At 65.3% G+C, this 23,468-nt stretch carries 23 protein-coding genes and 1 pseudogene; 22 read left to right on the top strand and 2 right to left on the bottom strand.

The genetic code is table 11. The annotated features are described in order from the left end of the window. The first annotated feature begins 204 nt into the window (after window positions 1-204). From rpsP to trmD, 4 genes are read left to right on the top strand one after another with little or no spacing between them, the layout of a single operon-like run. Complete coding sequence (gene rpsP, locus G6N18_RS07950; RefSeq protein WP_082999799.1) at window positions 205-795, top strand: 30S ribosomal protein S16; 591 nt, start codon at window positions 205-207, stop codon at window positions 793-795. 8 nt (window positions 796-803) lie between these two features. Next, complete coding sequence (locus G6N18_RS07945) at window positions 804-1,046, top strand: RNA-binding protein (RefSeq protein WP_003928628.1); 243 nt, start codon at window positions 804-806, stop codon at window positions 1,044-1,046. A 6-nt stretch (window positions 1,047-1,052) separates the two neighbouring features. Further along, window positions 1,053-1,568, top strand: coding sequence for a ribosome maturation factor RimM (gene rimM, locus G6N18_RS07940; RefSeq protein WP_082999800.1), 516 nt, complete (start codon window positions 1,053-1,055; stop codon window positions 1,566-1,568). Window positions 1,569-1,570: 2 nt separating this feature from the next. Then, window positions 1,571-2,257 (top strand): tRNA (guanosine(37)-N1)-methyltransferase TrmD, encoded by a 687-nt coding sequence (gene trmD / locus G6N18_RS07935; protein ID WP_067225078.1) that lies wholly within the window; start codon window positions 1,571-1,573, stop codon window positions 2,255-2,257. Here the strand turns inward: trmD and G6N18_RS07930 are convergent. Beyond that, complete coding sequence (locus G6N18_RS07930; RefSeq protein WP_067225077.1) at window positions 2,254-3,201, bottom strand: serine hydrolase family protein; 948 nt, start codon at window positions 3,199-3,201, stop codon at window positions 2,254-2,256. The two genes, trmD and G6N18_RS07930, sit on opposite strands and share 4 nt — an antisense overlap. Before the next feature lie 323 nt (window positions 3,202-3,524). Here G6N18_RS07930 and rplS point away from each other — a divergent pair, with 323 nt between their 5' ends. The 13 genes and pseudogenes from rplS to G6N18_RS07865 all read left to right on the top strand — a co-directional run bounded on the left by rplS (window position 3,525) and on the right by G6N18_RS07865 (window position 16,032). After that, a complete protein-coding gene (gene rplS / locus G6N18_RS07925; protein WP_064351209.1) occupies window positions 3,525-3,866 on the top strand; it encodes a 50S ribosomal protein L19 in 342 nt (113 codons plus the stop codon). An 86-nt stretch (window positions 3,867-3,952) separates the two neighbouring features. Beyond that, entirely contained in the window at window positions 3,953-4,771 is an 819-nt protein-coding gene (gene lepB, locus G6N18_RS07920) for a signal peptidase I (protein ID WP_067225142.1), read from the top strand. Window positions 4,772-4,809: 38 nt separating this feature from the next. Then, the gene (locus G6N18_RS07915) at window positions 4,810-5,532 is read left to right on the top strand and encodes a ribonuclease HII (RefSeq protein WP_082999997.1); all 723 of its coding nucleotides are present in this window, start codon (window positions 4,810-4,812) and stop codon (window positions 5,530-5,532) included. A 54-nt stretch (window positions 5,533-5,586) separates the two neighbouring features. Beyond that, window positions 5,587-5,892: a DUF2469 domain-containing protein gene (locus G6N18_RS07910; RefSeq protein ID WP_059099649.1), complete on the top strand. Its 306-nt coding sequence runs from the start codon at window positions 5,587-5,589 to the stop codon at window positions 5,890-5,892. Between the two features lie 601 nt (window positions 5,893-6,493). Then, entirely contained in the window at window positions 6,494-7,687 is a 1,194-nt protein-coding gene (locus tag G6N18_RS07905) for an MCE family protein (RefSeq protein ID WP_407663557.1), read from the top strand. Next, window positions 7,684-8,709 carry an MCE family protein gene (locus tag G6N18_RS07900; RefSeq protein WP_082999801.1) on the top strand — a complete coding sequence of 342 codons (1,026 nt, stop codon included), beginning with the start codon at window positions 7,684-7,686 and terminating at the stop codon, window positions 8,707-8,709. Before G6N18_RS07905 ends, G6N18_RS07900 begins: the two co-directional genes overlap by 4 nt. Then, window positions 8,709-9,809, top strand: coding sequence for an MCE family protein (locus G6N18_RS07895; RefSeq protein ID WP_082999999.1), 1,101 nt, complete (start codon window positions 8,709-8,711; stop codon window positions 9,807-9,809). Before G6N18_RS07900 ends, G6N18_RS07895 begins: the two co-directional genes overlap by 1 nt. 8 nt (window positions 9,810-9,817) lie before the next feature. Further along, window positions 9,818-11,194 carry an MCE family protein gene (locus tag G6N18_RS07890; protein ID WP_234806067.1) on the top strand — a complete coding sequence of 459 codons (1,377 nt, stop codon included), beginning with the start codon at window positions 9,818-9,820 and terminating at the stop codon, window positions 11,192-11,194. Then, the gene (locus tag G6N18_RS07885; RefSeq protein WP_109749336.1) at window positions 11,191-12,351 is read left to right on the top strand and encodes an MCE family protein; all 1,161 of its coding nucleotides are present in this window, start codon (window positions 11,191-11,193) and stop codon (window positions 12,349-12,351) included. Before G6N18_RS07890 ends, G6N18_RS07885 begins: the two co-directional genes overlap by 4 nt. A 12-nt stretch (window positions 12,352-12,363) precedes the next feature. Then, complete coding sequence (locus G6N18_RS07880) at window positions 12,364-14,016, top strand: MCE family protein (protein ID WP_082999802.1); 1,653 nt, start codon at window positions 12,364-12,366, stop codon at window positions 14,014-14,016. Window positions 14,017-14,027: 11 nt separating this feature from the next. Continuing rightward, window positions 14,028-14,495, top strand: coding sequence for an Rv2253/PknI dimerization domain-containing protein (locus tag G6N18_RS07875; RefSeq protein ID WP_234783731.1), 468 nt, complete (start codon window positions 14,028-14,030; stop codon window positions 14,493-14,495). Between the two features lie 147 nt (window positions 14,496-14,642). Then, window positions 14,643-14,816, top strand: a pseudogene (locus G6N18_RS24500) (dihydrodipicolinate reductase); the annotation flags it as partial. A 16-nt stretch (window positions 14,817-14,832) separates the two neighbouring features. Further along, a complete protein-coding gene (locus G6N18_RS07865; RefSeq protein ID WP_082999803.1) occupies window positions 14,833-16,032 on the top strand; it encodes a cytochrome P450 in 1,200 nt (399 codons plus the stop codon). Window positions 16,033-16,048: 16 nt separating this feature from the next. Here G6N18_RS07865 and G6N18_RS07860 read toward each other — a convergent pair whose 3' ends face one another. Further along, complete coding sequence (locus G6N18_RS07860) at window positions 16,049-17,392, bottom strand: TetR/AcrR family transcriptional regulator (protein WP_067225071.1); 1,344 nt, start codon at window positions 17,390-17,392, stop codon at window positions 16,049-16,051. Between the two features lie 231 nt (window positions 17,393-17,623). Here G6N18_RS07860 and G6N18_RS07855 point away from each other — a divergent pair, with 231 nt between their 5' ends. The 5 genes from G6N18_RS07855 to G6N18_RS07835 all read left to right on the top strand — a co-directional run bounded on the left by G6N18_RS07855 (window position 17,624) and on the right by G6N18_RS07835 (window position 23,458). Next, window positions 17,624-19,270: a nitric oxide reductase activation protein NorD gene (locus G6N18_RS07855; RefSeq protein WP_083000002.1), complete on the top strand. Its 1,647-nt coding sequence runs from the start codon at window positions 17,624-17,626 to the stop codon at window positions 19,268-19,270. 98 nt (window positions 19,271-19,368) lie between these two features. Next, window positions 19,369-20,214, top strand: a complete 846-nt coding sequence (locus tag G6N18_RS07850; protein WP_082999804.1) for a CbbQ/NirQ/NorQ/GpvN family protein — start codon at window positions 19,369-19,371, stop codon at window positions 20,212-20,214. A gap of 64 nt (window positions 20,215-20,278) precedes the next feature. Beyond that, window positions 20,279-21,394 carry an ABC transporter substrate-binding protein gene (locus tag G6N18_RS07845; protein ID WP_082999805.1) on the top strand — a complete coding sequence of 372 codons (1,116 nt, stop codon included), beginning with the start codon at window positions 20,279-20,281 and terminating at the stop codon, window positions 21,392-21,394. Window position 21,395: 1 nt separating this feature from the next. Next, window positions 21,396-22,526 (top strand): spirocyclase AveC family protein, encoded by a 1,131-nt coding sequence (locus tag G6N18_RS07840; protein ID WP_082999806.1) that lies wholly within the window; start codon window positions 21,396-21,398, stop codon window positions 22,524-22,526. Continuing rightward, window positions 22,526-23,458 (top strand): SDR family oxidoreductase, encoded by a 933-nt coding sequence (locus G6N18_RS07835; RefSeq protein WP_082999807.1) that lies wholly within the window; start codon window positions 22,526-22,528, stop codon window positions 23,456-23,458. Before G6N18_RS07840 ends, G6N18_RS07835 begins: the two co-directional genes overlap by 1 nt. Window positions 23,459-23,468: the final 10 nt, after the last annotated feature.

Here is a 23,468-nt window from a genome sequence, read left to right as displayed (position 1 = left end):
GCATGGGATCAACCCGCTAACGCCCCAATAAGCGCCGACAATGCCGGATTTTTGCCGGTAGGGCGGGTTCTGGCACAATGGGCGGCTGTCTACCGCAGGACTCCGGCTCTGCGGCGGTCACACACGCAAGGCAAAACCGGGCCGAGGCAACCCGCCTCGATCGCTGAATTGCAGCGTGGCAATCACAGGAGAAGTAGCTCAACCATGGCTGTAAAGATCAAGCTCACTCGGCTTGGCAAAATCCGCAATCCCCAGTACCGCATCGCCGTCGCCGATGCCCGCACCCGCCGTCAGGGCCGTGCGATCGAGGTCATCGGTCGGTATCACCCGAAGGAAGATCCGAGCCTCATCGAGATCGACTCGGAGCGCGCGCAGTACTGGCTTGGCGTCGGCGCCCAGCCCACCGAACCCGTTCTGGCGCTGCTGAAGATCACCGGCGACTGGCAGAAGTTCAAGGGTCTGCCCGGCGGGGAAGGCACGCTGAAGGTCAAGGAGCCCAAGCCCAGCAAGCTCGAGCTGTTCAACGCGGCGCTGGCCGAGGCCGAGGGCGGCCCGAGCACCGAGGCCACGCAGCCCAAGAAGAAGAAGGCGCCCGCCAAGAAGGCCGACAAGGCCGACAAGGCCGACGAGAAGGCAAGCGGCGAGGCCGACCAGAAGGCCGTCGAGGCCGAGGCGACCGCCGACCCGTCCGGCGCGAAAGACAAGTCCGAGCCTGCGGCCGAGGGTGCGGACGCCACCGTCGACGGCGCCACGGCTGATGGCTCCTCGGGCGAGCCCTCGTCGGCAGAGAGCTGAGCAAAGACGTGAGCTCTGTCGTCGTCGACGCCGTCGAACACCTGGTCCGCGGAATCGTCGACAACCCCGATGACGTCCGCGTCGACATGGTGACCAACCGGCGCGGACGCACCGTCGAGGTGCATGTGCATCCCGATGACCTCGGCAAGGTGATCGGGCGAGGTGGACGCACCGCGACCGCGCTGCGCACGCTGGTCGCCGGCATCGGCGGTCGCGGTATTCGCGTCGACGTGGTGGACACCGACCAGTAATCCGACATGGATCTCGTCGTCGGGCGCGTCGCCAAAGCGCACGGCATCACCGGTGAGGTGGTGGTGGACGTCCGCACCGACGATCCCGAAGCGCGCTTCGCCCCCGGCGCGTCGCTGCGCGGCCGCGCCCCGAAGGGCGGTGCGGAGCGCGACTACGTCGTCGAGTCAGCGCGGGCGCACGGCGGCCGCCTGCTGGTGAGGCTGGACGGCGTGGCGGACCGTGACGCGGCCGACGCGCTGCGCGGCACGTTGTTCGTCGTCGATTCCGAAGAGCTTCCGCCCATCGAGGACCCCGACGAGTACTACGACCATCAGCTCGAAGGTTTGCAGGTGCGCACCGTCGCCGGCGATGACATCGGTACCGTGGCGGAGGTGTTGCACACCGCGGCGGGTGAACTGCTCGCGGTGCGCAGCGCTGAACGTGAGGTGCTGGTCCCGTTCGTCAGCGCGATCGTGACGTCGGTGTCGCTGACCGAGCAGCTGATCGAGATAGATCCGCCCGAGGGCCTACTGGAGATCTGAACGTGCGCATAGATGTCGTGACGATCTTTCCGGCCTACCTCGACCCGCTGCGACAGTCGTTGCCCGGCAAGGCGATCGAAACGGGCATCGTGGAGCTGGTCGTGCATGACCTGCGCCGCTGGACCCATGACGTGCATCATTCGGTCGACGACGCGCCCTACGGCGGCGGGCCGGGAATGGTGATGAAGGCCCCCGTTTGGGGCGATGCGCTCGACGAGATCTGTTCGGACGAAACGCTTCTCGTGATTCCCACGCCGGCCGGGCGGCTGTTTCGGCAGGCCGACGCACAGGCCTGGGCCGCTGAGAGGCACGTCGTGTTCGCGTGCGGCCGGTACGAGGGAATCGATCAACGGGTCGTCGAGGATGCCGTGCGCCGCATGCGGGTCGCGGAGGTGTCGATCGGCGACTACGTGCTGCCCGGCGGCGAGTCGGCGGCGCTGGTGATGATCGAGGCGATCGTCCGGCTACTTCCCGGTGTACTCGGCAATCCCGCGTCGCACCAAGATGATTCGCACTCACACGGGGTGCTGGAAGCGCCCAGCTATACCCGGCCGCCGAGCTGGCGCGGCCTCGATGTGCCCGACGTCCTGTTGTCGGGCGACCACGCGAAGATCGCGGCGTGGCGGCGAGAACAAGGGTTGCAACGCACCCGGCAACGTCGACCGGATCTGCTCGACCGCACCGACTAGATTCGGCCGTCGGGGAACATGGTCTTGACCGCTTGGGTGATCGTGTTGCGCGTCGTCACGTCGTCGGCGGCTTGCATGGAGGCGATCGCCATCACATACCGATGGTCGCCGCCGATCGCTCCGGTGGACCAGTGCACCCAGTTGCCACCGTTCCAGCAGCAGAACCAGCCCTGCTTGACTGCGACCCGGTCGGCGTAGAGACCCTCGGGGATGCCGAACCGCTGCGGGTAGACGCCCCCGGGGACGGTGCCGTCGGGCGCGGTCGGCGTGGAGGCCGCCAGGTTCGACAGGATGATGTCGGCTTTGTCCCGAGGCAACCCGCCGCTGCCCGAGAGCAGCTTGTCGTAGTACCGAACGAGGTCACCGGTCGTGCTCAACGTGTTGAACCACCGCCCGTTGTAGGGCGTGCTCGTCGCCTTCAGGCCGTACCGCGCGATGACCCGCGACACGATCTCGCTGCCGCCGCCTCGGTTCCAGAAGACCTCGGCCGCGCTGTCGTCCGAGGACCGCAACATCGCTTCGAACGCCCGCCGGTCGTCGGGGGAGAGTTTGACCTTTCCCCGCGACTCCTGCAGCAGCAGGTCGTCGGCGATGAACAGCTTGACCACCGAGGCGATTGGCATCGCCTCGGCGTTCCCATTCGAGATGAGCTGCCCGGTATTGCGGTCAAGGATCGTGACCGAGATGTCGGCGCCGGCCCCGGCGGCCTCGGCGGTGGCCTGCTGCACCCGCAACTGCAGGCCGGAGAACGATGCGGCGGGCTCGTCGGGTGCGGTCTCTGGCAGCGGTGCCATGGTGCCCTGCGGTACGACGACGGTCGCATGCGGCGCCGCTCGTTCGGGCGGCGTCGTCCCGTACACCTTGGCCTCACAACCCGCGACGACCGGTACCGCGACGACAATGGTTGCGGCAACCCTCACCAGCCTTGACGGCCGACGTCGCATGGCCCTCCTCAGGGTGCGGTGGGCGGGGAATCAGGGTCATCACCAGCGATCAGCCCCGTGAAGCCAGCCTAACCGGTTCGGATTCGCGCCGCCTGTGCAGGCGTAGGCGCGTTTTCCGGCATGTCGGGGCGGCGGCGATACCGCTCGATTTCTCCGGATTCGACCCCATCTGGCACAATTGAGCAGTTGTCTGTGCAGGACCCGGGAACGGCCAGTTCCGCCCGCTGCGAGATACACCCCGATACGCCCGATCAGATCGGCTCGGTGACGCGTCCATCGTGACAGCAGCGCCCGCAGCCGCCAACCGCAAGGAAGTGTCACCGATGAACACGCTGGACTTCGTCGATCAGACATCGCTGCGCGACGACATCCCGGACTTCGGTCCCGGCGACACCGTTAACGTGCACGTCAAGGTCATCGAGGGCTCCAAGGAGCGCATCCAGGTCTTCAAGGGCGTGGTGCTGCGTCGCCAGGGCGGCGGAGTCCGGGAGACCTTCACGGTGCGCAAGGAGAGCTACGGCGTCGGCGTGGAGCGAACCTTTCCGGTGCACTCACCCAACATCGATCACATCGACGTCGTGACCCGCGGCGACGTGCGTCGCGCCAAGCTGTACTACCTGCGCGAGCTGCGCGGCAAGAAGGCGAAGATCAAGGAAAAGCGCTGACTTTCGGGTCGGCCGCCGGCATCGAGGTCTGATCCTTGCAGCGCGAGCCGCGCGGTGCCGAGCACCGCGCTGGCTACCCTGATGCGGTGACCGGTTCCCCGAAGTCCGACGAGTCGTCAGCCGAGCGCCCGCCCGAGGACGCGGCTCCAGAACCCGACACGGACAAGCCCGAGAAGAAGAAGGGCGGCGCGCTGCGCGAATTCGCGATCCTCATCACGATCGCGCTGGTCCTGTACTACGTCATGCTGACGTTCGTCGCGCGGCCCTACCTCATTCCGTCAGAATCGATGGAACCCACACTGCACGGGTGTGCCGGCTGCACCGGCGACCGGATCATGGTGGACAAGGTGACCTACCGGTTCTCGTCCCCCGAGCCGGGCGACGTGATCGTGTTCAAGGGTCCGCCGAATTGGAACATCAACTACCAGTCGATCCGCTCGGACAACACTGCCGTGCGATGGCTGCAGAACGCGCTGTCATTCATCGGCTTCGTCCCGCCGGACGAGAACGACCTCGTCAAGCGGGTCATCGCGGTGGGCGGACAGACTGTCGCATGCCGCGCCGCGACCGGGCTGACCGTCGACGGCGAGCGGCTCCACGAGCCGTACCTGGACCCCGAGACCATGCGGGCCGACCCCGCGGTCTACCCGTGCCTGGGCAATGAGTTCGGGCCCGTGACTGTGCCCGAGGACCGGCTGTGGGTGATGGGCGACAACCGCACCCACTCGGCCGATTCACGCGCACACTGCTCAAACATTCCGGCCGACGTTCAGAAGGGCCTGCTGTGTACGGGCGACCCGATGGCGGGCACCGTCCCGGTGGACAATGTGATCGGGATAGCACGGTTCATTGCCTGGCCCCCGTCACGGTGGGGCGGCGTTGGCAGCGTGAACCCGCAGACGTGACCGCCAAAACGCAGTAGGACGCATAGGAGAGGGTGTTCTTGCCGGCGACATGGCCACCGCGCACGGTGATCCGCAAATCCTCGGGCCTGCGCACTCTGGAATCGGCGCTGTATCGCAGCGGCCTCGGGCCGGTCGCCGGCGTCGACGAGGTGGGTCGCGGCGCGTGCGCGGGACCGCTCGTGGTGGCTGCGTGTGTGCTCGGTCCGAACCGGCTCGAGAGCCTGGCAGCCCTCGATGACTCGAAGAAACTCAACGAGAAGGAACGCGAGCGGCTGTTCCCGCTGATCCGCCGGTACGCGCTGGCCTATCACGTGGTGTTCATTCCATCTGCGGAGGTGGACCGGCGTGGCGTGCACGTGGCCAACATCGAAGGCATGCGCCGGGCGGTGGCTGGTCTGTCGCTGCGGCCCGGATACGTACTGTCCGACGGGTTCCGCGTGCCCGGCCTGCCGGCGCCCTCGCTGCCCGTGGTCGGGGGCGACGCGGCCGCGGCCTGCATAGCGGCGGCCAGCGTGCTGGCCAAGGTGAGCCGCGACCGGTTGATGGTCGAGATGGAGGCCGAGCACCCCGGCTACGGTTTCGCGGATCACAAGGGCTACAGCACGCCGGCCCACAGCGCGGCGCTCGCAGAGCTGGGGCCATGCGCACAGCATCGGTATTCGTTCATCAACGTGCGCCGGGTGGCAACGGCCGGTGGTATCAGGGTCGTCACCGAGCTGGTCGATGACTGTGAACCGGATCAGCGTGGTGAAGTGGGGTAGGGGACAATAGTGCCAGTGAGAGCGCCGTGACCGACATGAAGGACAGCTGAGCTGATGAGTGCCGAAGATCTCGAGAAGTATGAGACCGAGATGGAGCTCTCGCTCTACCGCGAATACAAAGACATCGTCGGTCAGTTCAGCTATGTGGTGGAGACCGAGCGGCGGTTTTATCTCGCCAACAGCGTCGAGGTGGTGCCGCGTAACTCCGAGGGCGAGGTCTACTTCGAGCTGCGCCTGGCCGATGCCTGGGTGTGGGACATGTATCGACCCGCGCGCTTCGTCAAGCAGGTGCGCGTGATCACCTTCAAAGACGTCAATATCGAAGAGGTCGAGAAACCCGAGCTACGCCTGCCCGAGTAGCTACGCCTGCGCGAGTAGCTACACCTGCCCGAGTAGAGGATCTTCGACCTTCTCGTCGGACGCTTTTGACGTGTGCGACAATACTTATCGCGTTTGGCCCAACCGCGGCGGATAGCGGGTTTTGATACTGACCGTCTCTATTGTCATAAAAATTGCCATTTAGCCCTGCCGCGCCGCACCCTCGCGGCATGATCATGGGGCACGCGGGTTGACGGCTCGAGACTCGCGATCGATCAATCATCGGTGTCCGAGCCTAATTCTTGGTCCGCTGTGCCCTGATGCCCAAGGGCGTTGACGCACCGGTCCGTAGCGTTGCACGTGTGAGACAGAAAACATGACTTTGTCCCGTTTTTGGCCCTTGAACAGGTTCGAGCTGTATGACATCCTTGCACAGCAAACACGATATGCGGCTCGGCGGCGAAGAGGGGGTATCGCAGTCCAGGCGTTGACCACCTTCTCCTAGGAGCGATTGACCCAAAAATATGTTCCGGCGTAAAGTCCTGCACCGTCCTCGATTGCATGCTGGGGGGAAAACGGGTTTGTCATACCGAGCGGCGTGGTGCGGTTCCGAGCGCCTCGGGTGCGAAAGCGGGGTCGTTCGGTGAGACGGCATCTGCTGCGTCCATTCGTCGGATTGGTCTCCATCGTTTTGGCCGTGGCGGTGTTCGTGTTGGCGGCGAACCTGTTTCGGGGCGGCTTCTCTGACACTGTGCCGGTAACGGTGATTTCTCAGCGTGCCGGTCTGGTGATGAATCCGGACGCGAAGGTTGATGTACGCGGGGTGCAGGTCGGACGAGTCGCGTCGATCGAAGAACTGCCCAGCGGTGAGGCGGCGATCCACCTCGCGATGGATCCCTCGCGACTCGATGCGATCCCGGCGAATGCGCTGGTGGACATCGCATCGCCGACGGTGTTCGGTGCGAAGCAGGTGCAATTCGTCTTCCCCGACGAGCCATCACCGCAATCGCTGCACGCCGGTCAGGTGATCGAGGCGCAGCACGTGATGGTCGAGATGAACACCGTCTTCGAGCAGCTGACCTCGGTCCTGTCGGCAATCGAACCGGCGAAGCTCAACGCGACGCTGGGTGCCATCGCCTCTGCCATGTCCGGCCGAGGGCAGAGGCTTGGCCAGATGCTCTCCGACCTGGATTCTTACCTCGCGAAACTGGAGCCCAGCCTGCCTGCGCTGAGCCGCGATCTGGAACTCGCCCCGAATGTGCTGAGCGGATATGCCGATGCGACAGCGGATTTCGTGGCGATCGCCGATAACGCGGCAGACATCAGCGAAACGCTGGTCGAGGAGGAAGATAATCTCGACGCGGCGCTGGTGAGCGTCATCGGTCTGGCCGACATCGGCAACGAGGTGATCGGCCAGAACCGCCAGCCGTTGACCGATGTCGTGCGACTGCTGGTGCCGACCACCGAACTGACCAACGAGTACAACCAGGCGCTGTGGTGCGCCCTGGCGGGCATGGTCGAGGCGTCTTACCTGCCGCCGTTGAAGGAGCCCGGAGTAGAGGTGCTGGCCGGTTTCCTTTGGGCGCAGGAACGTTACCGCTATCCGCTGGATCTGCCGAAGGCAGGCGCCGAAGGTGGCCCGCAGTGCACCGGACTGCCGAAGATGCCGTTCGAAGGCGTCGCACCCTACGTGGTCGCCGATACCGGAACGAACCCCTGGCGACGCACCTACCCGGGCATCATCCTCAACGCGGACATCATCAAACAGATCATGTTCCCCGACACCGAAACTGCCGGACCGCCCCGCAACACCGCGCAGATCGGACAGCCCGGATGAGGCGCTCACTACGTCCGACACTGGTGAAGTTCGGCATCTTCGCGGTGGCGATGTCACTGCTCACCGCGTCGTTGTTCTTCATCTTCGGCCAGTACCGGACAGGCAGCACCAAAGGCTATTCCGCGGTGTTCGCCGATGCGTCGCGGCTCGAGGCGGGGCAGTCGGTGCGGGTGGCGGGTATGCGGGTCGGCACGGTCGACAGCGTCAAACTGCAACCGGACAAGACGGTGATCGTCACGTTCGACGCCGACCCGAACGTCCGGCTGACCACCGGAACCCGCGCGGCGGTGCGCTATCTGAACCTGGTCGGCGATCGCTATCTCGAACTGCTCGAAGGGCCGGAAGGAACACCACTGCCCCCCGGCTCTCAGATTCCGAGGGAACGCACCCAATCGGCACTCGACCTGGATCTGTTGCTCGGCGGCCTCAAACCCGTTATCCGAGGCCTCAACCCGGAAGACGTGAACACATTGTCGGCGTCGCTGATCCAGATCTTTCAGGGCCAGGGTGGCACACTTCAATCTCTGTTGACCAACACCTCGGGGTTCACCACCGCGTTGGCCGAGCACAACCAGACGATCCAGGCGCTGATCGACAATCTGCGCACACTGCTCGCCACGCTCAGCCGAGAAGGTGACAAGTTCTCCGGCACGATCGATCGTCTCGAGCAGCTTGTCACCCAGCTTGCCGCAGAACGGGATCCGATCGGCACGGCGATCGATTCACTGAACAACGGTACGGCGTCGGTGGCCGATCTGCTCGGCGATGCGCGGGCACCACTGGCTGGCACTGTGGATCAACTCAACCGGCTCGCCAACAACCTCGACTTCCAGAAGGACCGGATCGACACCGCTCTGCAGAAAGCGCCCGAGAACTACCGCAAACTGATCCGCACCGGGTCCTACGGCAGTTTCTTCAACTACTACATCTGCGAGCTCAAGTGGCGGGTGACTGACCTGCAGGGCCGCACGGCGGTCTTTCCGTGGATCAGGCAGGAAACCGGGAGGTGCACCGAGCCCTGATGTTGAAATACCGTGGCAGACAACTCATCCGCGCCGGCGTCATCGGCGTGGTGCTGATCGTGCTCGTCATAGCCGTCGGACTCGCCCCCGAACGGTTGGTGTCGTGGGCTACGGCGGTTCGGTATCAGGCACAGTTCGCCGATGCCGGCGGGGTGGCTGCCGGCAACGACGTGACGGTTTCGGGGATCAAGGTCGGGACCGTGTCCAACGTCGCACTGGAGGGCCGAAACGCGGTCGTGACGTTCACGATCGACGGATCGGTATCGCTGGGCTCGGACACGACGGCACACGTGCGCACCGGAACGCTCCTGGGCGAGCGGGTCGTGACCCTGGAATCGAAGGGCACCGAAACCCTGCACCCGATGGACGTGATCCCGTTGTCGCGCACCGCGTCCCCGTATTCTCTGACCGAGGCGGTCAGCGAGTTGACGACCAACACCGCGGGCACCGACACCGCCTCGTTGAACCAATCGCTGGACACCTTGTCGGCCACCCTGGACCAGGTCGCTCCGCAACTCGGCCCCGCGTTCGACGGGCTGACCCGGTTGTCCCAGGCGATCAACGACCGCGACGACACGCTCGGCGACTTGCTCGAGAACGGCGCCGACGTCACCAAGATCCTGTCGGATCGTAGCGAGCAGGTGAACACGCTGATCCTCAACGCCAACGACCTGGTGGCGGTGTTGTCGGCACGGCGTTACGCCATCGTCGAGCTGCTCGCGCACACCTCGGCGTTGTCCACACACTTGTCCGGGCTCATCGCCGACAACGAGCAGGAGCTCGCTCCCAGCCTGGAGAAGCTCAACCGAGTCACCGAGGTACTGGAGAAGAACCGAGACAACATCGCGAAAGCCCTTCCCGGGCTGGCGAAGTTCCAAACGACGCTGGGCGAGACCATCGGCAACGGTCCGTACTACCAGGCCTACATTCCCAATATCGACATGGCGCCGATCCTGCAGCCGTTCTTCGACTACGCATTCGGGTTCCGTCGCGGGGTCAATGCGGGCCAGCCGCCCGACAACGCCGGGCCTCGCGCCGAACTCCCGTTCCCCTACAACGGGATCCCACAGCCCCACGAGCAGTGGGGGCCGCCGCGATGAACCGATTCATGAAGCGTGCGGTCGCGGCGGCGCTGGTGGCCGTCCTCATCGGTGGCGTCATCGTCCTGATCCGGCAGACGGTACTACGGCCCACCACTGTCACCGCCTATTTCACCACCGCCACCGCGATCTACCCGGGCGACGAGGTACGCATCGCCGGGGTCAAAGTGGGCAGCATCGAGTCCATCCGGCCGGTCGGAACCCACGCGCAGATGACACTGTCCGTCGACCACGGCATCAGGGTCCCCGCCGATGCCAAGGCGGTGATCGTCGCCCAGAACCTCGTCTCGGCCCGCTACGTTCAACTCACGCCTGCATACGAATCGGGGCCCGCAATGGCCGACGGCGCGGTGATCCCGGTCGAGCGCACCGCGGTCCCGGTCGAGTGGAACGAAGTCAAAGAGCAGCTGATGCGGCTTGCGACGGATCTGGGCCCTGCGAACGGAATGTCGACCGGTTCGGTGGGTCGGTTCATCGACAGCGCGGCGACCGCACTGGACGGCAACGGAGACAAACTACGTCAGACGCTGGCGCAGTTGTCCGGCGTCGGCCGAATACTCGCCGACGGCAGCGGCAACATCGTCGACACGATTGCTCACCTACAGATGTTCGTCACCGCGCTGAGGGACAGCAACGAACAGATCGTGCAGTTCCAGAACAGGTTCGCGACGTTGACGAGCGTTGTCGACGAGAGCCGATCCGATCTGGACGGCGCACTACGGAACCTCGCCGACGTCGTCGGGGACACCACCCGGTTCATCCGGGGTACGCGAGACCAGACCGCCGAACAGATCCAACGACTGGCCAACGTACTGCAGAACCTCTCCGAGCACCGCATGGCTCTGGAGAACGTGTTGCACATCGCACCGCACTCCATCGCCAACGCGGTGAACATGTTCGACCCCCGCACTGGCGCGGCCAGTGGCGTGTTCGTGCTCAACAACATGTCGAACCCGGTGTGGTTGGTCTGCGGCATGATCGGGGCACTCGGAAACATCACCGCACCGTCGACGGCCAAGTTGTGTTCGCAATATCTCGGGCCCGGATTGCGCACCGCGAGCTTCAACAACCTGCCATTCCCGTTCAGCCTCTTCATGTCCTCGAACCCGCCGCCGCACATGCTGCGCTACACCGAACCGAGCCTGATGCCCGGTGCGGGCGGGCCGACGGACGACCAGCCCGAGGAGCCGCCCGCCGTGTCGGCCTACACCGGCGTCGGCGACGTGCCGCCCCCTCCGGGTTTCGGGCCCACTCCTGCTCCAACACCAGCACCGGCTCCCGCCGCACATAACCCGCCGACGTTGCAGGACATGCTGTTACCGGCCGAGCAGCCCCACGCTCCGGCGGCGGCCCCACCGGTGCCGAACGACGGGACGCCACCATGATCGCCCGGCGGATGGTGGCGACCGGACTCAGCATCATGCTGGCGGTCACCGGATGCTCGTTCCAGGGCGTCAACTCGTTGCCGCTTCCCGGTGCGGTGGGCCGCGGGTCCGACGCCAGTGTGTATCACGCCGAGCTCGCGAATGTCGGGACGCTGGAATCGAATTCACCCGTGATGATCGACGACGTCGTGGTCGGCAGCGTGGGCAAGATGACGTTGCACGGCTGGCATATCGACCTCGAGCTGTCGGTGAAGCCCGACGTCGCGGTGCCCGCCAACGCCATCGCGACGGTCGGACAGACCAGCCTATTGGGGTCGATGCACGTCGCGCTCGATCCACCACCGGGCGAGGCGCCCAGCGGCAGGCTGGCCCCCGGCGCCACGATCCACCTCGACAAGACGTCGACCTATCCGTCGACAGAGCAGACGCTGTCGTCGTTGGCGGCGGTCGTCAACGGTGGCGGACTGGGCCAGATCGGTGACATCATCGCCAACTTCAACGCTGCGCTGTCGGGACGCCAAGGTTCGGTGCGCGACCTGATCACCCGCCTGGACACCTTCGTCGGAACCCTCTACCGGCAGCGCGACAACATCATCGCGACGATCGAGGAACTGAACAGGTTTTCGCAACGGCTTGGCGACCAGCAGCAAGTGCTCACCCGGGCACTGAACAAAATTCCGCCGGCGCTCGACGTCCTGCTACGGGAGCGGCCCAGATTCACCACCGCGCTGGAACGCTTGGGGCAGTTCAGCGACACGGTGACCGGCTTGATCAACGACACGCAAACCGATCTGGTGAAAAATCTGCAAAACCTGGAGCCGACGTTGCGTGCGCTCGCCGACGTAGGACCCGAGATCGACACCGCGATCGCGTGGCTTCCGACGTTCCCACTGACCCAGAACCTGATCGACCGCGGTGTCCGCGGCGACTACGTGAATCTCTGGGTGACGATCGACTGGACCAACGCCAGAATCAAACGCGGGTTGCTTCTCGGCACCCGCCTCGGGCAGGACCGGGCGTCGCTGATCCCCGCGCCGGGCGACCCTGGATACGACGCGTATTACACGAAATTCCCGCTGGGAGTGGGCACTTCGCCGCCGTTCGGTCCGATTCCGAATGCGGCGCCCGCGCCTTGGGACCCAGGGGGCGGTGGCTGATGCTGCCCCCGTATGGTCCGAATCCAACTGGTGATCTTCACGATCGCGTCGATCGTCGGTGTGCTCGCGATGGTGTTCGTCTACATGCAGGTGCCCACCCTGCTGGGCATCGGGAAAATCACAGTGACCCTGCAGTTGCCTGCTTCGGGAGGGCTGTACCGCTTCGCCAACGTCACCTACCGCGGTGTGCAGATCGGCAAGGTGACCGAGATGGATGTGTCCCGCACGCATGCCACGGCCACTCTCCGGCTCGACACATCACCCAAGATCCCCGCCGATCTGCAGGCCGAGGTGCGCAGCGTCTCCGCGATCGGCGAACAGTACGTCGAACTGCTACCGCGCACCGACTCACCGCCCTACCTGCAAGACGGGTCGGTGATCCCGATGGCCGACACCATGATTCCCCAGCCGGTCAGCCCGATGTTGGATCAGGTCAACACATTGATCGCAAGTATCCCGAAGGGGCAGTTGAACGAGCTGATCGACGAGTCGTTCGAGGCCTTCGGCGGGGCGGGCTACGACATGGGGTCGCTGATCGATTCGTCGGCCACGCTCTCGGAAGCCCTGAATCGCGATGCCGACCGCTCGCCGAGATTGATCGAAGATGCAGTGCCCCTGCTCGATTCGCAAGCTCAGACGACGGATGCACTACGCCTGTGGGCCCGCAGCCTTGCGGGAATCACGGACCAGGTCGTCGTCAACGACCCGCAGGTGCGCACGCTGCTCACCGAGGGGCCGCCCGCCGCGAACGAGGCCGCCCGACTGCTCGAGCAGATCAAGCCGACCCTGCCGGTGCTGCTGGCCAACATGACCACCTTCGGTCAGGTGGCGGTGACCTATCGCCCCTCGCTCGAACAGGTGCTCGTGTTGTTGCCTCCGTTCGTCGCCAATGTGCAGTCTTCGGCTCCTCAGAACAACCCGACCGGTATCGCGCTCGGCGACTTCCGCATTCAAATCGCCGACCCCAACCCGTGCACGGTCGGATTTCTACCACCCTCGGAATGGCGCAATCCCGCGGATCTGACCACCATCGACACGCCGGACGGGTTGTACTGCAAGTTGCCGCAGGACTCGCCGATCGTCGTGCGGGGCGCCCGCAACGCGCCCTGTATGGGCGTGCCGGGTAAACGAGCGCCGACCGTCGAAATTTGCTACAGCGACAAGCCTTACGAACCGCTCGCGATGCGGCAGCACACTCTCGGCCCATACCCGATCGATCCGAACCTGATTGCGCAGGGCGTGCTTCCCGACGACCGCGTCAGGGCCGACGAGCACCTGTTCGCCCCGGTCGAAGGCACTCCGCTCCCGCCCGGAGCGGTGCCGCGTGGTCCGGTGCCGCCGGGCCCGGCGATCACCCCTCCGCTGCCGGGGGCCGTGATTCCGACTCTGCCGCCGGGAGCGATTCCGCCCCTGCCGCCGGAAGCCGGGGCGCCGGAGGAAGCCACGGCGCCGGCGGCCGCGGAGGCGTCACCGGCGGGTGCGGTGCCAGCGGCGCCGAGTGCCTTCGGCACCGGCCCGTCCGCGCCGGGTCCATCCGTCGCGATTGCCCACTATGACCCACAGAGCGGCCAATACTCGACACCGGATGGAACCGTCGGCCGCCAAACCGATCTCGTCGAGAGCCCCAAGTCATGGCAGGACCTGATCTACGAGGCGGGGCCATGATGGTTCGGATGATGGCGATTGCGGCAGCCGTCATCGCGGCGATATCCGGCGCACCTGATGCGCACGCGCGAGATGATATCGCGCTCAACGGCGTCTTCACCGCGTTCTCCGACGGCCGGTGGGCCGAAACGAACGACTCGCGCCACGATGAGCTGAGCGTGACCCAGACGTGGACGATCACCTCGACGTGCACGACCTATCAGGATTGCACCGGCCGGGTGACAAGCGACCAGGGATGGAGTTCGGATCTGGTCTATATGAGCGGCCGCTGGAAGGTCAGCCGGATCGTGGAGAACTGGGAGCCCTGCATCGACGGTACCGCCTATCCCGGTAAGCAGACATGGGTGTTCTGGCTCGGCTATCCCCAGGACCGCAATAAGTACACAGGCTGGGACAAGACCGAAGGACCCAGTGGTGCCTGCGGATTCAACAAGGTGCTCGACATCGAGATGCCGTTCACCCTCACCCGCGTAGGGTGAACCCGAGCGCCCGAAGATAGCATTCACTATTAGAACGAACGAGAACAAAAATTAGGTTATAGTCGGTCGCCGTGAGCCCTTCGGTCTGGATGCGGCGCTGATGTTCACGCTGCGGTTCGACATGCGTGCAGCCGACAGCGGCGCACCATCCACTGCGCGATGAACGTAGGAGCGGGGGAGGGGCACGCCGCGGGCCACGCAGCGATGACCGCCACCGCGATGCGGGTTGTCAATGTCATTCCCTATGTGGTTGAGGCGCCCGCCGGCCTACTCAGCTCGCTCGACCTGCCGAACAGACTGCCGCGCCATGCAGTCGACTGATAAAGGAGAGCAGCCGATGACCGCAAGCACCACGGACCTGTACTACGATCCGTTCGACTTCGCCATCGACGACGACCCGTACCCGATCTGGAAGCGGATGCGCGACGAGGCCCCGCTGTATTACAACGAGAAGTACGACTTCTACGCGCTGAGTCGCTATGAGGACGTGGCTCGCGAACTGCACAACTGGGACACGTACCGGTCGGGCAAGGGCACCACGATGGACGTCATCAAGAGCGGTGTCGACGTGCCGCCCGGTGTGATCCTGTTCGAAGACCCCCCGCTGCACGATCTGCATCGGCGGGTGCTGTCGAAGGTTTTCACACCCCGTCGGATGGAGGCCATCGAGCCGCTGACCCGCCAGTTCTGTGTGCGGGCGCTTGATTCACTGGCCGGCGCCTCACGGTTCGACATCATCTCGGATTTCGGTGCGTTGATTCCGATGCGGACAATCGGTTATCTGTTGGGCATACCCGAAGAAGGGCAGCAGCAGATCCGGGACACCACAGATGCGTCAATTGGGTTGACGGAGGGCAGCTTCCGGTCGGTGTCGGCGGCCACCTTCGAGAACTCGTACCAACTTTTCGCCGACTATATCGAGTGGCGCGCCGAGCATCCATCCGACGATCTGATGACTCAGCTGCTCAATGCCCAGATCGAGGACGGCGGAGAGCTGAGGGCGTTGACCCGCATCGAGGTCCTGACCTATACCAGCATGATCGCCGGCGCGGGCAACGAAACGACGACCCGCCTCATCGGCTTCATCGCCCAGCTCCTCGCCCAGCATCCGGACCAACGCAGAGAACTCGTCGAGGACTTCTCGTTGATCCCACGGGCGATCGAGGAGGTGCTGCGCTACGAGTCGCCCTCGCCGGTGCAGGCACGCTATGTCGCTCAGGACACCGAAGTATACGGACAGACAATCGGCGAAGGCTCAGTCATGTTGCTGCTCAACGGTTCAGCCAACAGGGACGAACGGAACTACCCGGACGGTGAGAGCTTCTACATCCACCGCATCGGGCCGCATCTGTCCTTCGGACAGGGACTGCATTTCTGCCTGGGCTCGTCGCTGGCCCGGATGCAGGCCAGCGTCGCGCTCGAGGAGATGCTCAAGCGGTGGCCCGAGTGGGAAATCGACTTGGAGAACGCGGCCATGGCGCACACCTCGAGCGTGCGGGGGTGGGGCAGTCTTCCGGTCGTCCTGCCGAACTCGTGAAAAATCTTCCTGCGCCTCACGACTCGCGGACGCTGATGCCCCGCAAAATGGTGTCGCGGGCCAGGAGCAGCGCGTTCCGCGCGCCGATTCGTTGGAGGATGTTCTCCGGAATCCATTGCTCACCGATGATGCAGCGGGCCAGCATATCGGCAGCGGGACTGTCGTTACGTATCTCCCCGGCTCGAATACCTTCGGAGAGAAGAGCTTTCATCTGGCGAATACGTGTAGTGAACGACCATGCGGGATTCGCGGTGTCCGGGGGTGTATGACGTAGCCAGGCAAGTTGGATTCGGAACTCGTCGGGGAACTGGTCGAGTGCGTTGATGTTCAGCCAACTCAGTGCGTCGAGCTTCTCGACCGTGGTGGCGTCTGACCGCACGATGTCCGTCCACGCGCCGCCGACCTTGTGTCCGAATTCCAGCATTATCGACATGAGTAGCTCGTCTTTCGAGCCGATGACGCGGTACACCGTGCCGGTGCCCAGCCCGGCGGCGGACGCGATGTCCCGGATCGTCGTCATCTCGTACCCGCGGCGGCCGAACTCGGCCCGGGCCACTGCTCGCACGTGGGCCGCCTTGAGGTCACTGTCGTCTTCGGTGTCGACCCAACTCTTGATGACGTTCTCGGCGGCCGCGAAAGCGTTCGACTTGTCCAGGTCGGAATCGGAGGGCACGTCGACGGCGAGACCCTCGAGAGCTATCCGGCTCTTCAACGTGGCCAGTTCGTTCGTCGACGCCTTGTGCCGGATGACGTCCAGGCCGACGTGCAGCATGCTCTGGCAGACCCGGTCGGCCATGGTGGGAAGGTCCAGGTCGGATCGGATGTAGCCGCTCCAGCGTCCGGCCCGCAATGCCTGCAACATCGCCGCCTGGATGGTCGACGGCGGACGCTGCGTCAACTCCATCAGCTCGGGGTCTGAGCTCGGCCCCTCGTAGAACGACATCTGCAGGGCGGCTCGATGCTCTACGGCGCAGTTGGCGATCGCACATCCGAGCTCGGTGATCTGCTCGGCGACCGGCTGCGGATCTGGTTCGTCGAGACGCTTGAGCGCCAACTCACCGACGCGGTCCAGGTCGGCGTGATACCGCCGGATCAGCTCGACGAGTATTGCTTCTTTGGAGTCGAAATGGTGGTAGAGGCTGCCCGCGAGAATGCCCGCGGCGTCGGCGATCTGTTGCAGCGACGTGCGCAAGCCTGTTGTCGCGATGACGGCGTTCGCGGTTTTGAGGATCTCCGTGCGCCGCGTCGCGTCGGCCGCCGGTTCGTCGGTGACGGCGGTGAGCTTCGCGGCGCGCTCCCCCTTCTTGGCGGCAGGCCGGCTACTTCTCGGTTTCCGCCTCACGGCGTCGGCGTCGGCCATCGCGAACTGCGTACCTTCCCTCGCGTCATCGGCTACGACAACTGAACGAGATCCTACCGACCGCCGTCCCAGCTGCGGGAAGGCGTGAGCGAGGCGCGGGGGCCGCCCGGCTCATCGATTGACTCCAGTAGGACCGGACTCTACGGTGGAACAGATATTTGGTCAACGAGCTGTTGGTCGGGGGTGATCGCGGTGAACCACGCCGAAGGTGAGCACCTGCAGGCGTTGGGAATGCTGGCGTCCGCGCTCGCCGGACGGGCCGTCGCGGTGGCGCCGCTCGATCCAGGCGAGCCCTCGTGGAGCGATGGGCAGACGATCTTCGTCGATCCGTCGGCTCGCCGGCGCGAGAACCTCGAATCGGTGGCGGTGCACGCCTCGCTGATCGCCGCGGACAGCCTGGCCCCGGACATTGTCAGCGCACTGGTCCGGCATCCGCGGGTGGCCAAGCGGTATCTGGTCCTGGAGGGACACCGGGCGCTCGCCGCCAACGGTGAGGTGCTGCCGGGCGTGCTGAGTTCCATGGCGGATCCCGCAACCGCGAATCGCAGCGACTCAGCCGAGATGTCGCTGTCCATCGCGTCGGGCAAGGACACGCTGGGCGATCCATCCGCAGCATTCGGTGTCATCCGGGCCAAGAGGGTGATGGCGGCGGGCAGTCGAGCCGCCGAACGCGTGGAGAGCGAGACCGCCGCTCACATTCCCCGGCGCGAAAGCAGGCAGGCGCTGGACGAACTCGACGACGGCGAGGTCGACGACAGCGACGATCCCGACCTGTTCACCAATCCCGTTGGAGGTGGCGGCTTCATCGGCAAGTGGCTGAAGAAGTTGTTGTCATCGGCACGCAAGTCCGGTGGAAACGGCGGCGGGCCGCCCGGTGCCGACACTCCGACCCACCGCACGAACTCGGCCAACCGCGGCGCTCTCGCGGTGGCGTCGACGGCGACAACCTCGTCGGAGAACGTCGCGGACATCACGCCGCACGGATTCACGTACCCGGAATGGGACGCCGAGCGCAGAGGCTACCGGCCGGACTGGTGCACCGTGCGCGAGCTCGAGCCGAAGATCAAGGGGTCGGCCGCCGACGCGATCGATGGTGCGATCGGAGTCCGGCGTCCGCTCGCGCGGCTGGGCATGGGCCTGCATCGCCGTCATCGGCAGTCCCAGGGTGACGACATCGACATCGACGCCGCAGTAGAGGCCCGCGTCGAAGTCCGAGCCGGATCAGTGCCCGACGAGGCGGTCTATCTCGACAGCCTGCGACGGCGGCGCGACCTGTCTGTGCTGCTGCTGCTCGATGTCTCCGGGTCGACCGCGGAGCCGGGAACGGTGGGTCGGACGGTCCATCAGCAGCAACGGACGGTGATCGCCGATCTCACCGTCGCGCTGCACGACCTCGGCGATCGCGTGGCGCTCTACGCCTACAACTCGCAGGGCCGTTCCGCTGTGAACCTGTTGCCCGTCAAGCGATTCGATGACCATCTCGATGCGCGAATGATGCGACGGCTGAACAGCCTCGAACCGGGCGCGTATTCCCGTCTGGGCGCCGCCATCCGCCACGGGACGGCAGTCCTGGAAACGCGCGGTGGCACGTCACGGCGCCTGCTGGTCGTGGTTTCCGACGGCCTGGCATACGACCACGGCTACGAGCGTGCCTACGGCGCTGCCGATGCGCGACGCGCGCTGACCGAATCCCGCCGCCGGGGGACGGGTTGTGTTTGCCTGACCGTGGGCGCCGGCACCGACGTGGAAACACTGAGGAAGGTCTTCGGGAATACCGCACACGCCACCATCGCGCGCCCCGAACAACTGGCAGGCATCGTCGGGCCACTCTTCCGGTCGGCTATCCGGTCTGCGGAGGTGCTGCGGCGCGTGTCGTGACATCGCTTGTGCGCCAACGATCAACGTGCTTGAAACAAACATCTGTTCCGATTAGGCTGGCAATCCACCGCAACGACGCGGATGGCGAAAGGGGCGTTATGGGGGCCGAGCCCAGTGTCGCGTACCAGAATGGCGCCATGCCAGAGGCCGACCCGTCGCGCCCGTATTACCGGCAGGTGGGCAACGAGGAGGCCGTGTTCAAGGCGGCCTATCGCCAGGGTCTGTCGCTGGTCCTGAAAGGGCCGACCGGTTGCGGCAAGACCCGGTTCGTCGAAGCGATGGCCCACGACCTCGGTCGACCGCTCATCACAGTGGCGTGCCACGACGACCTCACCACCGCCGATCTGGTCGGCCGGTACCTGCTGCGGGGCGATGAGACGGTCTGGGTGGACGGGCCGTTGACCCACGCGGTGCGGGAGGGGGCGATCTGCTACCTCGACGAGGTCGTCGAAGCCCGTCAGGACACCACGGTGGTGCTGCACCCGCTTGCCGACCATCGGCGGCAACTACCCATCGAACGCCTCGGGGTCACCCTCGACGCGGCACCGGGTTTCGGCCTCGTCGTGTCGTACAACCCCGGCTACCAAAGCGTTCTCAAGGATCTCAAGGACTCCACGCGGCAGCGCATGGTCGCCATCGAGTTCGGGTTCCCCGAGCCGGACGTCGAAGAGGGCATCGTCGCCCACGAATCGGGAGTGGAGCACGCGACCGCCGTCGAACTCGTCAAGTTCGGTCAGGCGATTCGGCGCCTCGAGACCGGGGGACTGCGCGAAGTCGCGTCGACGCGGGTGCTCATCGCGGCGGGCCGGCTCATCGTCGAGGGGTTGACCATGCGCGAGGCGGCCAGAGCGGCGATCGCGGGGCCCCTGACGGACGACGCCTCGGTCGGCCGCGGTCTGGACGAGATGATCGACGTCTACCTCGGCGCGGCCGACGTTGATTGACGGTACCGGCCGGCCCCGCTAAGGTCTGAACAAATATTAGGTCGTGACCCTCCCGGGAGGTCGGGTGTCCTACGAAAGCACTGCTGAGCCGATCAAGGTCGGTTATCTGATGGACTTCACGCTGCCTCCCGGCTTTCCGGAAGACCTGTTCGCGTCCTTCACCCAGTGTTTCGACCTGATCTTCTCCGAAGCCGTCGAACAGGGCCTGATGGATCGCCCGGTGCAGATGATCTACCGCGAGGTCGAAGGTCTTCCGAAAGGTTCGGTCAAGGCGGTGATCGACGCCTACGGCGAACTCGTCGACGAGGGCTGCCTGGTGGTTTTCGGTCCGAACATCACAGACAACTGCGTACCGCTTCGCGAGGCGATCGAGGAGCGCTTCAAGGTGCCGGCGATTAGCGTCACCGGCACCGACGACTGGCTGGGCGAATGGACGTTCGCCTTCCCGCAGGGATCGATGACCGACGAGCCGATATTCCTCGCCGACCTGGTCGCCAAGCGCGGACTCACCGAGATCGGTGTCCTGGTCGAGCAGAACCTCATCGGCGAGAGCTATCTGAAGAATCTCCGGAGCGCCTGTAGGCGGAAGGGAATTCGGATCGTTGCGGAGGCGGCGATCGCCCAGACCGCGCAGGACATCAGCGAGGCGGTGCGCACCCTGCACGACGCGAAGGCCGAGGCGATCGTGCATCTCGGGTTCGGCTTCGGCATCGTGTTCGTCAACCCGGCACTCGAGGCCGTCGACTGGGATCCGCCGCGCTTCACCACCACCGCCTTCCAGAACGCGTGGGTGAACCCGATCATGTGGAACGCGTTCATGGGGTGGGTCGGGATCGATCAGTACGACGAGGAGAACCCGATCGGGCAGGACTTCCTCGATCGTTACGCGGCGAAATACAACGGCAGCCGTCCCGAGTTCTGTGTCACGGTGGTCAACCGCGACGTCGCCGCGACACTGGTGCGCGCCTTCACCGATGCGCATCCGCTGAGTCCGCGCGGGGTCAAGGAGGCGCTCGAACGGGTCAAGATGATGCCTGCCGCCTCCGGCGCGCCGGGAACCCGTGTGTCGCTGGGTAAGTGGACGCGTCGCGCCTGGATGGGCTCCGGATATCTCGTCGCTCGGACCCTCGACGCCGACGGCGTCAACTCGCACCTGGTGGATCGCTTCGGCGAGGCATGAGATGACCACACAGGAATCCAAACCTGCTGAGAAAGCGCCGGATTCACCGAGCCCGCGCAACGGCCCGAATTGGGGCCGGGTGATCTCGCTGCTGGCGTGGCTCGGCTTCCTGGGCCTGTTCGCAGCCGTCGGGCGGACGGACGTCGACCCACGGGTGGCCAACCCGAACGTCAAGGGGCGGCCCCGCCCGGTCGAGTTTCTGACGGCGTTCGATCAGTGGCAGATCATCCCGCAGGTCGGCGCCGTGATCATCGTCGTGGTGTTCACCGTCGCGTTCATCCGCGGCTGGCGCACGAATCCTGGAAGTCCGGTACTGCTGATGGTTCTGGTCACCACGCTGATCGTGTGGCAGGACCCGATCATGAACTGGTCACCGTACGCGGTGTACAACCCGATGCTGTTGCACTGGCCGGAATCCTGGCCGCTGATCATGATGTCGCCGACCGTCGAACCGTTCATCGTGTTCGGCTACGTCCTGTTCTACTTCGGGCCGTACTTCCCGGCGATCTGGATTCTGCGCCGGATGCAGGCCAAGCGCGGCCCCGAGGCGTTCGTCAGCCGGCACCCGCTGATCAGCCTCGGCGGACTGGTGCTGGTGATCGGCTTCATTTTCGACGCCATCCTGGAGATCAGCCTCGTGCGCACGGGGCTGTACATCTACTCGCAGGCGATCCCGTTCGGCACGATGTTCGGAGGCACCACCTTCCAGTTCCCGCTGATCTGGGAGTCGCTGTCGGTGACGTTCGTGATGATCCCCGCGGCGATCCTCGTGTACCGCGACGACACCGGAAAGTCGATGGCGGAAAAGCTCGCCGCGAAGGCCCGGCTGTTCACCACGAAACCGGTACTCGGCACGTTCCTCGTGATGTTCGCAATCATCAACGTGTCGTACTTCGCCTACGGCGGATGGTTCTGGGCGATCAAGGCCAGCGGCCTGGCGACGTCCGTCGCCTGCCCGTGGCCCTATCCAGAGGCCAAAGTGTACGACCCGCAGGGGTATTACGAGGAGAACGGCGCCGAAGGTCCGTACTCGGTCGGAAAGTGGTCGACCTGGCAGCAGGGTCTGCCGGACGGTCGCCCCGATGTCGAGCTGGGTTCGAAGAGCAACAGGTGCGCAACGAGTGATCGCTGATGTCTGAACCCCGATCAGTCGTCATCACCGGCGCATCCCGGGGGCTCGGCCTCGCATCCGCGGCGCACCTGTACCGGCAAGGATGGCGGGTCGTCGCCGCGATGCGGTCGGTCGATGCGGGCATGGCGGCGTTGCGCACGGAAACCGCTGCTGCCGAGGGCGATCCGCGCCTCATCGGCGTCACGCTCGACCTCACCGACCTGGCGTCCGTCACCGCGGCGGCCAAGTCGATCACCGAAGCCGTCGGCGCCCCGTACGCCATCGTTCACAATGCGGGAATCTCCGCGGCCGGAATGGTCGAGGAAGCCCCGATGAGCCTCTGGGAACGCATGTTCGCCACCAACATCTTCGGGCCGGTCGCGTTGACGAAGGTGCTACTGCCGTCGATGCGGTCGGCGGGGCGCGGGCGGATCGTGCTGATCTCGAGTGCGGGTGGGATTCGGGGAATGCCCGCGACCGCAGCGTATTCGGCGGTCAAGGGCGCCCTCGAGCGCTGGGGCGAATCGATGGCCAGTGAGGTCGCCCCGTTCGGAATCGGGGTCACGATCCTGGTGACGGGCACCTATGACACCGAGATCATCACCGACGCCGGCACCACGGACAACCGCGTCCTCGACGGCCCCTACGCCCGCCACCACCGGACGATGGACAAGCGGGGTCGCGAGGCGATGAGGCGGGCTGCCAAGTCGCCGGCCCGCTTCGCCACAGGACTCGCGCAGGCGCTGGAAAGCGACAAGCCATTCGTGCGACATTGCGTCGGCCCCGATGCGCGAATGCTACTGATCGCCAACCGGATGCTGCCCGGCGCCGCAATGCACACGGTGACCCGGCTGATGATGGGAATACCGCGATTCGGCGCTTTGGGCGGCACGTCGGCCGCGACCATGGGAGCGCCAGAGGAGAACACCCAGGAGAGCGACGAGAGTGGCTGACAGCCCCGCA

It is taken from the genome of Mycolicibacterium celeriflavum, assembly GCF_010731795.1.
Taxonomy (GTDB): Bacteria; Actinomycetota; Actinomycetes; order Mycobacteriales; family Mycobacteriaceae; genus Mycobacterium; species Mycobacterium celeriflavum.
Note: the sequence above shows the minus strand (reverse complement) of the source record. Positions and strands in the feature narration are given on the sequence as shown.